Consider the following 15680-nt stretch of genomic DNA (forward strand, 5'->3'; position numbering starts at 1 on the left):
CTCAGCAGTGAAACGATGCATCGCCGATGGTAGTGTGGGGTTTCCCCATGTGAGAGTAGGTCATCGTCAAGATTAAATTCCGAAACCCCTATCTGCGTATGCAGGTAGGGGTTTTGTTTTTGTCCGCGAGAAAATTCCCGCATCAACACCGGGCCGCTCCCGGCTGCCACAGCCTGCCGACAGTGCTAAGGTTCGCCCTGGCGTTTGTATTTTTCCAAGGAAGCCTTTATGCCGGACGCGACGTCCCTCAGTGCTGGTTTTATGGTGGTTCATGGCAACCGCCTGGACGAGTTGCGCAGCCTGGTAGTGAGCTGGATGCGGCGGTACCCGCTGGCCCCCCTGGAAAACGAAATCGCCCTGGTCCAGAGCAACGGCATTGCCCAATGGCTCAAGCTGGCACTGGCAGAAGACCCTGAAGACGACGATACGGGCGGCTGCGGAATTGCCGCTGCCATCGATGTGCAACTGCCCGGCAGTTTCATGTGGCAGCTGTATCGCATGGTCCTTGGTCGCGAGGAAATTCCGGTCAAATCCTTGCTCGATAAAGCGCCCTTGACCTGGCGCCTGATGCGCCTGCTACCGCAGGTGATCGATCAGCCACACTTCGAGCCCCTGCAACGCTTTCTCACCAACGACACCGACTTGCGCAAGCGTTATCAGCTGTCCGAACGCCTGGCCGACCTGTTCGACCAATACCAGGTCTACCGCGCTGACTGGCTTGAAGACTGGGCGGAAGGTCGACACCAGTTACGCAACGGACGCGGCGAAGCCAAGCCGCTGACTCCGGCCAACGCCTGGCAAGCGGAGTTGTGGCGCGCACTGTTGCTGGATGTGGGTGAGCAGGGCATGGCGCAAAGTCGTGCGGGCGTGCACCAACGGTTTATCGAACGTATCAATGGCCTGGATGAAGCGCCTGCGGGGTTGCCTTCGCGGGTGATCGTATTCGGGATTTCCTCGCTGCCGGCCCAGGCCCTGGAAGCGCTGGCCGGGCTCGCCCGTTTCAGTCAGGTCCTACTGTGCGTGCACAACCCATGTCGTCACCATTGGGCAGACATCGTCGCCGATAAAGACCTGTTACGGCACCAATACAAGCGTCAGGCGCGCAAGAACGGCATGCCCGTTGTACTCGACCCGCAAACCCTCCATCAGCATGCGCATCCATTGCTGGCGGCATGGGGTAAACAAGGTCGGGACTACATCAACCTGCTCGACAGCTACGACGATCCCAACAGCTATCGCTCGGCGTTTCGCGACGGTCGTATCGACCTGTTCAGCGACAGCACGCCGCTGAACATGCTCAATCAACTGCAGGACGACATCCTCGAACTGCGCCCCCTGGGTGAAACCCGCGAGCGCTGGCCGGCTGTTGATCTTGAGCATGATCAGTCGATCCGTTTTCACATCGCCCACAGCGCCCAGCGGGAAGTGGAAATTCTCCACGACCAGTTGCTCGCCCGCTTCAGTGCAAACCCCGAGCTAAGGCCCCGTGACGTCATCGTCATGGTGCCGGACATCGACAGCTATGCCCCGCATATTCGCGCAGTATTCGGTCAGCTGGAGCACAGGGACCAGCGCTTCATACCGTTCACACTCGCCGATCAGGGCCAACGCGGTCGCGATCCATTGCTGATCGCCGTCGAGCATTTGCTAAAGCTGCCTGACAGTCGTTTCCCCGTCAGCGAGATCCTCGATCTGCTGGACGTTCCTGCATTGCGCGCGCGATTCGGTGTCGAGGAGCGGCACCTGCCGACCCTGCATCGCTGGATCGAAGGTGCGGGCATCCGCTGGGGCATGAATGCCGAGCAGCGCGCCAATCTCGGCTTGCCCGCCGAGCTTGAGCAAAACAGTTGGCGTTTCGGCCTGCGCAGGATGTTGCTCGGTTACGCGGTAGGCAGCTCTGGTGCCTACGGCGGCATCGAACCCTATGACGAGATCGGCGGCCTGGATGCCGCGCTGATCGGGCCGCTGGTAGCGCTGCTCGATGCGCTGGACATTGCTCACCATGAGCTGGCTTCTCCTGCAGCTCCCGGACAATGGGGCATGCGCCTGCAAGCGTTGATCCAGTTGTTTTTCCAGGCCAGCAACGAACACGACGACTACTTGCTCGCCCAGCTGGAAGAGTTGCGCGAAACCTGGCTGGAGACCTGTGAGTCGGTTGGGTTGCATGACCAGTTACCCCTGACCGTGGTTCGCGAAGCCTGGCTCGCGGGGCTCGATCAGGGGCGCTTATCCCAGCGGTTCCTGGCCGGGGCAGTCAACTTTTGCACCTTGATGCCCATGCGGGCCATCCCGTTCAAGCTGGTGTGCCTGCTCGGCATGAACGACGGCGACTACCCTCGCGCGCAACCGCCGCTGGACTTCGACCTGATGGGCAGCGATTACCGCCCCGGCGATCGATCCCGGCGCGAAGACGACCGTTATCTCCTGCTCGAAGCCCTGCTCTCTGCCCGTGATCAGCTTTATATCAGCTGGGTAGGCCGTAGCATTCGCGACAACAGCGAACGCCCGGCCTCGGTTCTGATCGGCCAGCTTCGCGATCACCTGGCCAGCGGTTGGCACTCGGCCGATGAGGCACAGGACCTGCTTGAAGCCATGACCCAGGAACACCCGCTACAGCCTTTCAGCGCCCGCTATTTCCATGAGGGCGATGGGCTGTTCAGCTATGCCAGCGAATGGCAGACCCTCCATCAAGCCAATGCAACGGATGCCGGGTTCGAGACCCTTGAACCCTACGTCCAGGAAGAGCCGTTGAGCCTGGGGCAACTTCAGGATTTCCTGCGCAACCCGGTGCGCCACTTCTTCAGCCAACGCTTGAAGATATTCTTTGAGGCGGCCGAAGCCCCCCTGGCCAATGAAGAGCCTTTTGTCCTCGATGCCCTGCAACGCTACAGCCTCAGCGACAGTTTGCTGGAAGCGGCGCTGGGGCAACCCGATTTCGTGGATCAGACACTGGCTGCACACGCCATCCGCCTGCAGAACAGTGGCCTGCTGCCCATGGCCGGCTTTGGCGAATACCTGCAACGGGAATTGATCGAACCCTTGCCGGACCTGCTGCAGCGTTATCAACAACTCTTGACGTTATGGCCGACCCCACTCGCCAGCGCGTTGCCGGTGAACCTGGAATCCCAAGGCCTGCGCTTGGAAGGCTGGCTAAGCGGCCTGCATCAGCGCGCCGATGGCGGCTTGTTGTCGGTGACAACTATCCCCAACAGCATTGGTGCGATCAAGGCGCGTAAATGGCATCGGCTCACACGGCCCTGGGTCAACCATCTGGTGGCTTGCGCCAGCGGTTGGCCAATGACCACCGCGCTGGTGGCCAGTGACGACAGTCTGCTGCTGGCCCCAATGGAGCAGGCACAGGCTTTGGGCATTCTGGGCGATCTGTTGCTGGCCTGGAAAACCGGCATGTGCCAGCCGCTGCCAATTGCCGTGAAAACGGCCTTCGCCTGGCTGGGTCAGACCGACCCGCTGAAGGCCGAAGGCGCCGCTCGCAAAGCCTATGAAGGCGATGGCCTAACTACTGACGGGGAACGGCGTGAAAGTGCTGCGCTGGCCCGGCAGTTCAAGGACTACGACGCGCTCACGGCGGATGAATCATTCCCCGGGTGGTGCGATGCATTGTATCGACCGCTGCTGCAAGCTCCCTGGCGTTCGCTGAACAGCGAGGACTCGCGCGCATGACCGACAAGACACCATTGGCCCTGGCTTTTCCGCTTCGCGGCAGCCAGCTGATCGAAGCCAGCGCCGGCACCGGCAAGACTTTTACCATCTCCGCATTGTATGTGCGCCTGGTCCTGGGCCACGGTGGCGAGTCCGCCGGTTTCGGCCGTGAACTGCTGCCGCCGCAGATCCTCGTGGTGACCTTCACCGACGCGGCGACCAAGGAGCTGCGTGAACGTATCCGCACGCGCCTGGCTGAAGCGGCGCGTTTTTTCCGTGATGAAATAACCGCACCAGACGCCCTGATCGCCGACCTGCGTGATCAATACCCAGGTGAACAGTGGGCCGGATGTGCGAACCGCCTGGACATCGCGGCGCAGTGGATGGACGAAGCTGCGGTCTCGACCATCCATAGCTGGTGCCAGCGCATGTTGCGCGAGCACGCGTTCGACAGTGGCAGCCTGTTTACCCAAAGCCTGGAAACTGACCACAGCGACTTGCTGGGTGAAGTCCTGCGCGATTACTGGCGGTTGTTCTGCTACCCCATGCAAGGCGATGCACTGAGCTGGGTGCGTGGAAACTGGGGCGGCCCGGCGGCGTTGTTGCCGCGTGTGCGTGGGCTGTTCTCCAGTGAGCGTGGCACCACTGCCGGCAAAGAGCCTGCGCAACTGATTACCGAATGCCTGCAGGAACGGCGGGCGGCATTGCTTGAGCTGAAGATGCCCTGGACTCAATGGGCACAGGAGCTGCTCGCCATCTGCCACCAGGGCGTCGCAAGCAAGAGCGTCGACGGGCGCAAGATGCAGGCGCGTTATTTCGAACCCTGGTTTGAAAAGATCCAGGCCTGGGCCGCGGACGAATCGCTGGAGCAGCTGGACATCGGCACCGGCTTCACCCGCCTGACCCCGGACGGCATGGCCGAAGCCTGGAAGGGCGAAGTGCCAAGTCACCCGGGGCTGGATGCGATGCCGGGGCTCAAGGCCAGTCTGGATAACTTGCCGACTCCCGATGCGGCCGTGCTGCAACACGCGGCCCAGTGGGTGGGTACCCGGTTCGAAGAAGAGAAGCGGCGCCGTGCCGAGATGGGCTTCGATGACATGCTGCTGCGCCTCGATGCCGCCCTGCAAGCCGATGGCGGCGAGCGCCTCGCCTCGCTGATTCGCGAACAGTTTCCGGTGGCCTTGATCGACGAGTTCCAGGACACCGATCCGGTGCAGTACCGGATTTTCGAAACCATCTATCGCATCGAAGACAACAACCCCGACTGCGGCCTGTTCCTGATCGGCGACCCCAAGCAGGCGATCTACGCCTTCCGTGGCGCCGATATTCATACTTATCTGCGGGCGCGCCAGGCCACCACCGGCCGGCTGCATACCCTGGGGACCAACTTCCGCTCCAGCCATGGCATGGTCGAGGCGGTCAATCATGTGTTCGAACGTGCCGAGCAGCGTGAACTGGGGCGCGGCGCGTTCCTGTTCCGTGAACGCAACGGCGAGAATCCCGTGCCATTTCTGCCGGTCCAATCCCAGGGCCGTAAGGAAGTGCTGCAGATACAGGGCAGCCCGGTGCCGGCCCTGAACATCTGGCACCTGCCTGGCGAGCAACCGCTGTCGGGCGCGGTCTACCGCAAACAATTGGCCGCCGCCTGCGCCAGTGAAATCACCGCGCTGCTCAACAGCGGGCAACAGCGACGGTCGGGATTCCATCAGGACGGCAAGGATTTCAGAGGTCTGCTGCCGGCGGATATCGCCATCCTGGTGCGCGACGGCAAGGAAGCCCAGGCCGTACGCGCCGAGCTGTCGGCACGTGGCGTGCGCAGTGTCTACCTGTCAGACAAGGACTCAGTGTTCGCCGCTCAGGAGGCCCATGACCTGCTGTCCTGGCTCAAGGCCTGCGCCGAGCCGGATGTCGAGCGGCCATTGCGCGCCGCACTGGCCTGCATCACGTTGAACCTGTCTCTGGCCGAACTTGAACGGCTCAATCAGGATGAGCTGGCATGGGAAGCGCGGGTCATGCAGTTCCGCAGCTACCGTGAGCTGTGGCGCAAGCAGGGCGTCTTGCCGATGCTGCGACGCCTGCTGCACGACTTCAAGTTGCCGCAGACATTGATCGCCCGCAGCGATGGCGAGCGGATCCTCACCAATCTCTTGCACCTGTCCGAACTGCTGCAACAGGCTGCCGCCGAACTCGATGGCGAGCAGGCGCTGATTCGCCACCTGTCCGAACACCTGGCGTTATCCGGCCAGGCGGGGGAAGAGCAGATACTGCGTCTGGAGAGCGACGAGCAACTGGTCAAGGTAGTGACCATTCACAAGTCCAAGGGCCTGGAGTATCCCCTGGTGTTCCTGCCGTTCATTTGCTCGGCGAAGCCGGTGGACGGCAGTCGGTTGCCGTTGCACTACCACGATGCCAACGGCAAGGCGCAGATGAGCCTGAAGCCGACGGCCGAATTGATCGCACTGGCCGATCACGAGCGCCTGGCCGAGGACTTGCGCTTGCTGTATGTCGCCCTGACCCGGGCGCAGCACGCCTGCTGGCTAGGCGTCACCGATCTCAAGCGAGGCAATAACAACAGCTCGGTGCTGCACCTGTCGGCACTGGGTTATCTATTGGGTGGCGGTGCCATGCTGGCGGAATCTGCCGGTTTAAAACGCTGGCTGGAGGACCTTCAGCAAGATTGTCCTGCCCTGCGTTATTGCGAAGTCCCGCCCGCTACCGCCGAGCACTACCAGCCGCCGCAGAACGACGCGCGCCTGCTCGCGCCGCTGATGCCCAAACGCCGGGCCAGTGAAAACTGGTGGATCGCCTCCTACAGCGCTTTGCGTATCGGCGACAGCTTGAGTATCGGCAGCGACGAAGCACCGGAAAATCCTCAGGCACAGAAACTGTTCGATGACGAACGCCTCGACCCCAATGCTCCGCGTGAAGTGGCGGCCGGCGGCGCGGACATCCATCGATTCCCTCGCGGGCCGGGCCCCGGCACCTTTCTCCATGGGCTGCTGGAATGGGCCGGTGGTGAAGGCTTTTGCGCCAACCCACAAACGGTGGAAGACGCCATTGCGCGTCGCTGCAATCGGCGCGGCTGGGAAGGCTGGATTACCACCTTGAGCGACTGGCTGCAGCACTTGCTCAAATCGCCCCTGCACCTGGGGGCAGGGCAGGCCCCGGTCGTGTTCGAGCACCTGACCCAGTACCGGGTCGAGATGGAGTTCTGGTTCGCCAGCCACAAGGTCGACGTGCTGAAACTCGATGAGCTGGTGCGCCAATACACTCACAACGGCGTCGCGCGGGTGGCGGCCGAACCGGTATTGCTTAACGGCATGTTCAAGGGTTTCATCGACCTGACGTTCGAACACGAAGGTCGGTATTACGTGGCGGATTACAAATCCAACTGGCTGGGTGTCGATGACTCGGCGTACACCGCGCAAGCGATGGAGCAATCGATCCTCGACAACCGCTATGACCTGCAGTACGTGCTGTACTTGCTGGCCCTGCATCGCCAGCTCAAAGCGCGTTTGGCCGATTACGACTATGACCGTCACGTGGGCGGTGCGTTGTACCTGTTCCTGCGCGGCACCCGTGCAGCCAGCCAGGGGGTTTATTTCGCCCGTCCGCCACGGGAGTTGATCGAACACCTTGATCGCCTGTTCCAGGGCAAGCCGCAGCCCAAGGCCGAACCCGCCTGGGAACAGGGAGAACTGCTATGAGTCGCACCTTCGCCGATCTGCTGCCCACCTCACTGGCGGCTGAAAGCCTGGCCGACCTCGCACCCTTGAGCCGCGCCGAAGACTTGCTGCTGTTGCTCACGCGCTGGGTCGAGCGCGGCTGGTTGCGTGCATTGGACAAGGCGTTCGTGGCCTTTCTGCATGAGCTGGCGCCCGATGACGATCCCCTGGTATTGCTGGCGGCCGCGCTGACCAGCCACCAGCTGGGTCACGGGCATGTGTGCCTGGATCTGTACGAGACTCTCAAGGAACCGGACTTTGCCCTGTCCCTCCCACCCGAAGGCGATGTGCAAGGGGGCTCAATGGTGTTGCCCTCGCAATTGCTCGAGGCGCTGGATGGCGCTCACTGGTGCAAGGCGCTGGCGGTCAGCCCCTTGGTCGCATTGGCAGCCGACGGACGCGAGAATGCCCAGCAAAGGCCTTTGGTGCTGTCGGGTAAACGCCTGTACCTGCGGCGCTACTGGGCGTACGAACGACGCATCGACCTGTCATTGCGCCAGCGCCTGGCTGAGCACGAAGTGACCCCTGCGGATTTGAGCCAGCGCCTCACCGGCCTGTTCGGGCCCGCCAGGCCGGGTGAAGTGATCGACTGGCAAAAACTCGCCTGCGCCCTGGCGACCCGCAGCGCATTCAGTATCGTCACCGGTGGTCCCGGCACCGGCAAGACCACCACCGTCGTACGTTTGCTGGCGTTGCTCCAGGCGCCCGCAGTCGATGCTGGCCAGCCGCTGCGCATCCGTCTTGCCGCACCCACGGGCAAGGCGGCGGCGCGCTTGACCGAGTCCATCAGCCAGCAGGTCAGGACGCTGGAAGTCAGCGAAGCGGTCCGGGCGAAAATTCCTTCGGACGTCACCACGGTGCACCGCCTGCTCGGCAGCCGGCCCGGGACGCGGCACTTCCGGCATCACGCGGGCAATCGCTTGCCATTGGATGTGCTGGTGGTGGATGAAGCGTCGATGATCGACCTGGAGATGATGGCCAATCTGCTCGATGCCCTGCCGGCCCATGCGCGACTGGTGCTGCTGGGTGACAAGGATCAGCTGGCGTCGGTGGAAGCGGGCGCCGTGCTGGGCGACCTGTGTCGTGACGCGGAGGCCGGCTGGTACAGCCCGCAGACTCGCCAGTGGCTGGAGCAGGTCAGTGGCGAAAGCCTGGCAAACAGCGACCTGCACGAGGATACCCAGGGCGCTCATCCCCTGGCGCAACAAGTGGTGATGCTGCGCCATTCGCGCCGCTTCGGAGAGGGCAGCGGCATTGGCCAGCTGGCTCGCCGGGTCAATCAGCAGCAGCCTGAAGAGGCGCGCAAACTGCTGGCCACCCGCAGCCATGACGACGTGTTCAGCCTGTCACTCAAGGGCGAACAGGACCGGGCGCTGGAGCGTTTGCTGCTTGAAGGTCACGGCGATGGGCCGCAGGGTTATCGGCATTACCTCGGCCTGCTGCGCCAGCAGCGCCCGGCGCCTGGCCGAGCCCTTGAGGATCCTTGCTGGGCCGACTGGGCTCGCCAGGTGCTGCAGGCGTTCGACGCCTTCCAGTTGCTCTGCGCCGTACGCAAGGGCCCCTGGGGCGTGGAAGGCCTGAATCAGCGAGCGACCGCCGCGCTGCTCAAGGCCCGCTTGATCGATAACGATCAGCAGTGGTACGAGGGACGCCCGGTTTTGATGACGCGTAACGACTACGGTCTGGGGCTGATGAACGGTGACATCGGCATCGCGCTCAAGCTGCCCGAACGCGAGGGGCCTGAAGCCGGGAAGCAGGTGTTGCGCGTGGCATTCGCGCGCAACGATGGTCAAGGTGGTGTGCGTTTTGTACTGCCGAGCCGGCTCAACGACGTCGAAACCGTGTACGCGATGACGGTGCACAAATCCCAGGGCTCGGAGTTTGCCCACACCGCACTGATCCTCCCGGACGCCCTCAACCCGGTCCTGACCAAGGAGCTGATCTACACCGGGATCACCCGGGCAAAGAACTGGTTCACCCTCATAGAACCCCGTGCCGGCGTATTCGAAGAGGCCGTGCGGCGCAAGGTCAAGCGCCTGAGCGGGCTGATGCTTGAACTGGATGAGGCCCCCGGCCAGTAACGCACATTTGCCAACTTGCCGGCCGCACCGAGAACCGCCGTGTGTCGATCGTGGTACCGCCGGCTAATCGGCGAACAGCATCTCGCGACTCTCACCCATCAACAGCCCGTGATTCTGCTCAGTCACCCCGCGGATGTAATCCCACAACAGGGTGATCCGCTTGAGCTTGCGCAGGTCTTCGCGGCAGTACATCCAGAACTGCCGGGTGATGTTGATCTCGCTCGGCAGCACTGGCAGCAACCGCGGATCCTGGGCCGCCAGGAAGCACGGCAGGATGGCCAGCGACCGGCCCTGTTGCGCGGCGACGAACTGCGCGATGACGCTGGTGCTGCGCAGGTTGGCGCTGGCGCCGGGCAGTACGTTGGCCAGGTACAGCAGCTCCGAGCTGAACGCCAGGTCATCCACATAACTGATGAACGCATGCTTGGCCAGGTCGCTGGGGCGGCGGATGGGTGGGTGCTGGTCGAGGTAGTCCTGGGTCGCGTACAGCTGCAAGCGGTAGTCGCACAATTTGCAGCACACGTACGGGCCATGCTCCGGGCGCTCCAGGGCGATGACGATGTCTGCCTCGCGCTTGGAGAGGCTGATGAAGTGCGGCAGCGGCAGGATATCCACCGAGATCGCCGGGTAGGCGTCGACGAAATGGCTCAGCTGCGGGGTGATGAAAAAGCTGCCGAACCCTTCGGTGCAGCCCATGCGTACATGTCCGGATAACGCCACCCCTGAGCCGGACACCTGCTCGCAGGCCATGTGCAGGGTGCTCTCGATCGATTCGGCGTAACCCAACAGCCGTTGGCCTTCGGCCGTCAGCACAAAACCGCTGGTGCGGGACTTTTCGAACAACAGCGTGCCCAACGCCGTTTCCAGCGAACTGATGCGCCGCGACACCGTGGTGTAGTCCACGGCCAGGCGCTTGGCGGCGGTGCTGGCCTTGCGGGTGCGGGCGACTTCGAGGAAAAACTTGAGGTCATCCCAATTCAGCGAGCCTAGAGACGTGATGTTTTTTTGCATGATGGACCGGCTTTTATGTGCGTTCTTATTAGAAGTTTGCACATCTATACTCCAAAAACCGTCCGACAACCAATTCGCGACACACGCCTCATCTCAAGGCGACTTTCTCGCCTTGGCTCCCTGATAACAACAAGTCCAGGAGACCCAACATGAACGCATCGCTCACGCCCAACGAAACCACCGTGCAGAAGGTCAAGCTGTTGATCGACGGCGAGTGGGTCGAGTCGCAGTCCACCGAGTGGCACGACATCGTCAACCCGGCGACTCAGCAAGTGCTCGCCAAGGTTCCGTTTGCCACCGCCTCGGAAGTCGACGCGGCCATTGCCGCTGCCCATCGCGCCTTCCAGACCTGGAAGCTGACGCCAATCGGCGCGCGCATGCGCATCATGCTCAAGCTCCAGGCGTTGATTCGCGAGCACTCCAAGCGCATTGCCGTGGTGCTGAGCAACGAGCAGGGCAAAACCATTGCCGACGCTGAAGGCGATATTTTCCGTGGCCTGGAAGTGGTCGAGCATGCCTGCTCCATCGGCACCCTGCAGATGGGCGAGTTCGCCGAGAACGTCGCCAGCGGCGTCGACACCTACACCCTGCGCCAGCCGATCGGCGTGTGCGCCGGTATCACCCCGTTCAACTTCCCGGCGATGATTCCGCTGTGGATGTTCCCGATGGCCATTGCCTGCGGCAATACCTTCGTGTTGAAACCTTCCGAACAGGATCCGTTGTCGACTTTGCTGCTGGTGGAGCTGGCGATCGAAGCAGGTGTTCCGGCGGGCGTGCTCAACGTGGTGCACGGCGGCAAGGACGTGGTGGATGCGCTCTGCACCCACAAGGACATCAAGGCGGTGTCCTTCGTCGGGTCGACTGCGGTCGGCACTCACGTGTACGACCTGGCGGGCAAACACGGCAAGCGCGTGCAGTCGATGATGGGCGCGAAGAACCATGCCGTGGTGCTGCCGGACGCCAACCGCGAACAGGCGCTGAACGCGCTGGTCGGCGCCGGTTTTGGCGCAGCGGGTCAACGCTGCATGGCCACGTCTGTGGTGGTGCTGGTGGGCGCGGCCAAGCAATGGCTGCCGGACTTGAAAGCACTGGCGCAGAAACTCAAGGTCAATGCCGGCAGTGAGCCGGGTACCGACGTTGGGCCGGTGATTTCGAAACGCGCCAAGGCGCGCATCCTCGACCTGATCGAAAGCGGCATCAAGGAAGGTGCGAAGCTGGAGCTGGACGGGCGCGACATCAGTGTGGCCGGCTACGAGCAAGGCAACTTCGTCGGCCCAACCCTGTTCTCCGGGGTGACCACCGACATGCAGATCTACACCCAGGAAATCTTCGGCCCGGTGCTGGTGGTGCTGGAGGTCAATACGCTGGACGAGGCCATCGCCCTGGTCAACGCCAACCCCTTCGGCAACGGCACTGGCCTGTTCACCCAGAGCGGTGCGGCGGCACGTAAATTCCAGAATGAAATCGACGTCGGCCAGGTCGGCATCAACATTCCGATTCCGGTGCCGGTCCCATTCTTCAGCTTTACCGGCTCGCGCGGTTCCAAGCTTGGCGATCTCGGCCCGTATGGCAAGCAAGTGGTGCAGTTCTACACTCAGACCAAGACGGTCACCAGTCGCTGGTTCGATGACAACAGCGTCAACGACGGTGTGAACACCACCATCAACTTGCGCTAAGGAGTGGTCCATGAAAATCGCATTTATCGGTCTGGGCAACATGGGCGCGCCGATGGCGCGCAACCTGATCAAGGCCGGTCATGACCTCAAGCTGGTCGACCTGAACACCACCGTGCTGGCCGAGCTGGAGCAACTGGGCGGCAGCATCAGCGCCTGCGCCCGTGAGGCGGCCCAAGGTGCGGAGCTGGTGATTACCATGCTGCCGGCCGCCGTGCATGTGCGCAGTGTGTGGCTGGGTGAAGACGGCGTGCTCGCCGGGATTGGCGAAGGCGTTCCGGCAGTGGATTGCAGCACCATTGACCCGCAGACGGCCCGTGAAGTAGCGAGCGCTGCTGCCAAGCAAGGCGTGGCCATGGCCGATGCGCCGGTGTCTGGCGGTACGGGTGGCGCAGCTGCCGGCACCCTGACATTCATGGTCGGCGCCACGCCCGAGCTGTTTGCCACGCTGCAACCGGTGCTGGCGCAGATGGGCCGCAATATCGTGCATTGCGGCGAAGTCGGCACCGGGCAGATTGCCAAGATCTGCAACAACCTGCTACTGGGAATTTCCATGGTCGGCGTCAGCGAAGCCATGGCCCTGGGTGATGCCCTGGGCATCGACACCGGCGTGCTGGCCGGGATCATTAACAGCTCCACCGGCCGCTGCTGGAGTTCGGAGATGTACAACCCGTGGCCGGGCATCGTCGAGACCGCTCCGGCGTCGCGCGGCTATACCGGCGGCTTCGGTGCCGAACTGATGCTCAAAGACCTGGGGCTGGCGACTGAGGCGGCCCGTCAGGCGCACCAGCCGGTGGTGCTGGGCGCCGTGGCGCAGCAGTTGTATCAGGCAATGAGCCTGCGCGGGGAGGGTGGCAAGGACTTCTCGGCGATCATCAACAGCTATCGCAAACCCCAGTAAAAGCGGGTAATTCGCACAAGCAAAAGATCGCAGCCTGCGGCAGCTCCTACACGGGAATGCCGCAGGCTGCGATCTTTTCTATGCATCAGGCAAACACGAAATACTTGCGCACAGTCTCGACCACTTCCCACGTGCCTTTCATCCCTGGCTCAACGACAAAGATATCCCCTGCACGCAGATGGATTGGCGCCATGCCTTCCGGCGTGATCACGCAGTAGCCTTCCTGGAAATGGCAGTACTCCCACTTCACGTATTCCACATACCATTTGCCCGGCGTGCAGATCCAGGTGCCCATGATTTTGCTGCCGTCTTCGCTGGTGTAGGCGTTGAGATTGACGGTGTGCGGATCGCCTTCGAGTTTTTCCCATTTGCAGGCATCGAGTACCGGCAGGGGATGGGTGTCGCGAAGAACGGTAATAGGTGCGGTCATGTGGACTCCGGGCAGTGGATGCAAGAACGAAGTCGCACCCTATAGCGCCCGCCCGCTGGCGAGTTGTCTGTGCTCGACATCGGGGTGTCCAGAAACGCGCAGGCGCCTAAAGCGTCTCCAGCGGACAAGCGGCCCGGGCCTGTTCGATGCCCAGTTCAAACTCCACCAGTTGGGCGTGTTGCCGCGCCAGGGCAGCCATCCGCTCGCTGATCTCCTGCTTCTTCGCCGCGATGGCCTGATGGGCCAATGCCCACGGGACTTGGGTTCCCTGATGGCCGGCGAAAATCGCCTGCAGCTCTTTGAGGCGGAAACCCAACTGTTGTGCACATTTGATGAAGGCCAGCAGTTCGACGCTCTGCTGGTCGTACACGCGATATTTACCCTGACGCTCGGCCACCGGCAGCAGGCCGATCGCTTCGTAATGGCGGATGCTTTTGATCGTGGTTCCGGAGCGCTGCGCAGCCTGGCCGATGTACATCAATAATTCCCTTTAACGAGTCCCGGGCATTATCGGCGCACTCAACGACTGGCGATAGCTTCGGCTTGCTGCAACCACCGCTCGCGCTGCGCGTGACTGGAGTCGAGGATTGGGCCGAAGGTCAGCGTCCGGGTGGGCTTGATGCCGCAGAACTGCAGCGTGGTCCTGCGCATTTGATGCAAGCCGGGCATGCGGTAGAACCAGCGGTAGTACCAGGGCGGCGTATCCATGGTCACCAGCAGGTGCGCGCTGCGACCGTGCAGGAGTTTGTCTGGGAAGGCTTTGCCTTTGCGGTATTTGAAGGCGAAACCGGGGAGGAACACCCGGTCGAAAAAGCCCTTGAGCAAGGCTGGAATGCCGCCCCACCAGATCGGGAACACCAGCGTCAGTTGCTCGGCCCACAAGACATCCGCCTGGGCTTGCAGCAGGTCGGCTTCCAGTGGTTGAACCTGTTGGTAGCCTTCCCGCAATACGGGGTCGAACGCTAGCTGGCCGAGGAACAGTTGGCGCACTTCATGCCCGGCACGCAGGGCTGACTGGGTATAGCGCTCGGCCACGGCGGCGCAAAAACTGCTGCTCGAAGGGTGACCGAGAATCACCAGAATCCGTTTGCCCATCGTGGCTGTCCTTGAAGAGGAAAACCCAAGGGTAAAGTCTGCCCCTCAGGGGGGAGTCAAGGCATGCAGCAACGCCTTGGCGTAACCGGGCAGTTGCGCAAAGTCACGGGCACACAACAGCAGTTGGCGCTGTGCCCAGGCTTCGGCCAGCGCGATGCTGTGCAACGCTGGCGCGCCGGGCCAGCGTGCCACTGCCGCCTGCGGCACGATGGCCAGCCCGGCCCCCCGGGCGACCATGCGCATGGCGCCATCGAAACCATCGGCCCTGATGCGAATCTGCAGGCGGGAACCGATATGCAGCGCCTGTTCTTCCAGGTGAATCGCCAGGGCGCTGTTGCTGTTGAGCCCAACGTAGTCGTGCGCCAGGGTGTCGCTGAAGCTCAGGGCGCCGAGCCTGGCCAGGGGGTGGTCGGGCGCCATGATCAATAGCAGCGGGTCGTCGCGAAACGGGCGGGTTTGCAGGTCGCTGCTGTCCACGGCATCCGAAACAATGCCCAGATCCGCCGCGCCCTGGCGTAGCGCATGGGTGATGCGCGCACTGGGCAGTTCCTGCAGGTCGATGTCCAGGTTGGGATGGTTGAGCAGAAAGTCTGCGAGCAGTTCGGGCAGGTATTCACTCATCGCCGTGGTGTTGCACAACAACCGGACTTGTCCCTTGACGCCCTGGGCATATTCAGCCAGGTCCTGTTGCAGGCGGTCGGCCTGTTGCAGCAGCAACCGGGCGTGTTGCGCCAAGGCTTTGCCGGCAGCGGTGGGGGTGACTCCGCGTCTGCCGCGCACCAGGAAATCCACTCCCAGGGATGACTCCATCGCCCTGATTCGCGCACTCGCTGCCGCCAGGGATAAATGACTGCGGACTGCGCCGGCGGTGATGTTGCCGCTGTCGAGAATGTTCAGGTAGAGGCGCAGGTCGGTGAGGTCGAAGTGCATGGTGGGTCCATAGAGGTGTGTTGTTCGGGTTACCGCCTTCGCGGGCAAGCCCGCTCCCACAGTGATTGATGTGCTGCGCAATCTTGAGCACGACACCCAGACCTGTGGGAGCGGGCTTGCCCGCGAAAGCGGCACTCCAAACGGTGATTGAGGTGCTGCGCAATCTAGAGCACG

The 15680-nt window shown here is 62.5% G+C and carries 10 protein-coding genes; 5 read left to right on the forward strand and 5 right to left on the reverse strand.

Features of this window, described 5'->3' with window-relative positions; genetic code table 11:
* The first annotated feature begins 228 nt into the window (after positions 1-228).
* Genes recC through recD form a run of 3 tightly spaced genes read left to right on the forward strand, consistent with a single transcriptional unit; the run spans position 229 to position 9466 of the window.
* On the forward strand, positions 229-3681 hold the full coding sequence (recC, locus tag EQV97_RS28260; RefSeq protein ID WP_240890506.1) for an exodeoxyribonuclease V subunit gamma: 3453 nt from the start codon (positions 229-231) through the stop codon (positions 3679-3681).
* Complete coding sequence (gene recB, locus EQV97_RS28265) at positions 3678-7367, forward strand: exodeoxyribonuclease V subunit beta (RefSeq protein ID WP_240890507.1); 3690 nt, start codon at positions 3678-3680, stop codon at positions 7365-7367. Before recC ends, recB begins: the two co-directional genes overlap by 4 nt.
* On the forward strand, positions 7364-9466 hold the full coding sequence (gene recD, locus EQV97_RS28270; RefSeq protein ID WP_240890508.1) for an exodeoxyribonuclease V subunit alpha: 2103 nt from the start codon (positions 7364-7366) through the stop codon (positions 9464-9466). The genes recB and recD overlap by 4 nt, the downstream gene beginning before the upstream one ends.
* 63 nt (positions 9467-9529) lie before the next feature.
* Here recD and EQV97_RS28275 read toward each other — a convergent pair whose 3' ends face one another.
* Positions 9530-10477: a LysR family transcriptional regulator gene (locus EQV97_RS28275; RefSeq protein WP_240890509.1), complete on the reverse strand. Its 948-nt coding sequence runs from the start codon at positions 10475-10477 to the stop codon at positions 9530-9532.
* Positions 10478-10626: 149 nt separating this feature from the next.
* Between EQV97_RS28275 and EQV97_RS28280 the strand changes: the two genes are divergently transcribed.
* Positions 10627-12153, forward strand: a complete 1527-nt coding sequence (locus EQV97_RS28280; RefSeq protein WP_045060090.1) for a CoA-acylating methylmalonate-semialdehyde dehydrogenase — start codon at positions 10627-10629, stop codon at positions 12151-12153.
* A 10-nt stretch (positions 12154-12163) separates the two neighbouring features.
* Positions 12164-13051 carry a 3-hydroxyisobutyrate dehydrogenase gene (gene mmsB, locus EQV97_RS28285; RefSeq protein ID WP_225570481.1) on the forward strand — a complete coding sequence of 296 codons (888 nt, stop codon included), beginning with the start codon at positions 12164-12166 and terminating at the stop codon, positions 13049-13051.
* An 85-nt stretch (positions 13052-13136) separates the two neighbouring features.
* Here mmsB and EQV97_RS28290 read toward each other — a convergent pair whose 3' ends face one another.
* The 4 genes from EQV97_RS28290 to EQV97_RS28305 form a co-directional block, all read right to left on the reverse strand.
* Positions 13137-13481 carry a cupin domain-containing protein gene (locus tag EQV97_RS28290; protein ID WP_028624747.1) on the reverse strand — a complete coding sequence of 115 codons (345 nt, stop codon included), beginning with the start codon at positions 13479-13481 and terminating at the stop codon, positions 13137-13139.
* Between the two features lie 106 nt (positions 13482-13587).
* Positions 13588-13959, reverse strand: coding sequence for a MerR family transcriptional regulator (locus tag EQV97_RS28295; RefSeq protein WP_240890510.1), 372 nt, complete (start codon positions 13957-13959; stop codon positions 13588-13590).
* Positions 13960-14000: 41 nt separating this feature from the next.
* Positions 14001-14576, reverse strand: coding sequence for an NAD(P)H-dependent oxidoreductase (locus EQV97_RS28300; RefSeq protein ID WP_122839950.1), 576 nt, complete (start codon positions 14574-14576; stop codon positions 14001-14003).
* A 45-nt stretch (positions 14577-14621) separates the two neighbouring features.
* Positions 14622-15506, reverse strand: coding sequence for a LysR substrate-binding domain-containing protein (locus EQV97_RS28305; protein ID WP_240890511.1), 885 nt, complete (start codon positions 15504-15506; stop codon positions 14622-14624).
* Positions 15507-15680: the final 174 nt, after the last annotated feature.

Source organism: Pseudomonas sp. TMW22090 (assembly GCF_022496665.1).
GTDB classification, from domain to species: Bacteria; Pseudomonadota; Gammaproteobacteria; order Pseudomonadales; family Pseudomonadaceae; genus Aquipseudomonas; species Aquipseudomonas gregormendelii.

Bases quoted from the DNA above. Each gene is read 5' to 3' on its own strand.
- EQV97_RS28290 (WP_028624747.1), bottom strand. From the start codon at position 13,481: ATGACCGCACCTATTACCGTTCTTCGCGACACCCATCCCCTGCCGGTA.
- EQV97_RS28305 (WP_240890511.1), bottom strand. From the start codon at position 15,506: ATGCACTTCGACCTCACCGACCTGCGCCTCTACCTGAACATTCTCGAC.
- recB (WP_240890507.1), top strand. From the start codon at position 3,678: ATGACCGACAAGACACCATTGGCCCTGGCTTTTCCGCTTCGCGGCAGC.
- EQV97_RS28275 (WP_240890509.1), bottom strand. From the start codon at position 10,477: ATGCAAAAAAACATCACGTCTCTAGGCTCGCTGAATTGGGATGACCTC.
- recD (WP_240890508.1), top strand. From the start codon at position 7,364: ATGAGTCGCACCTTCGCCGATCTGCTGCCCACCTCACTGGCGGCTGAA.
- EQV97_RS28280 (WP_045060090.1), top strand. From the start codon at position 10,627: ATGAACGCATCGCTCACGCCCAACGAAACCACCGTGCAGAAGGTCAAG.
- mmsB (WP_225570481.1), top strand. From the start codon at position 12,164: ATGAAAATCGCATTTATCGGTCTGGGCAACATGGGCGCGCCGATGGCG.
- recC (WP_240890506.1), top strand. From the start codon at position 229: ATGCCGGACGCGACGTCCCTCAGTGCTGGTTTTATGGTGGTTCATGGC.
- EQV97_RS28295 (WP_240890510.1), bottom strand. From the start codon at position 13,959: ATGTACATCGGCCAGGCTGCGCAGCGCTCCGGAACCACGATCAAAAGC.
- EQV97_RS28300 (WP_122839950.1), bottom strand. From the start codon at position 14,576: ATGGGCAAACGGATTCTGGTGATTCTCGGTCACCCTTCGAGCAGCAGT.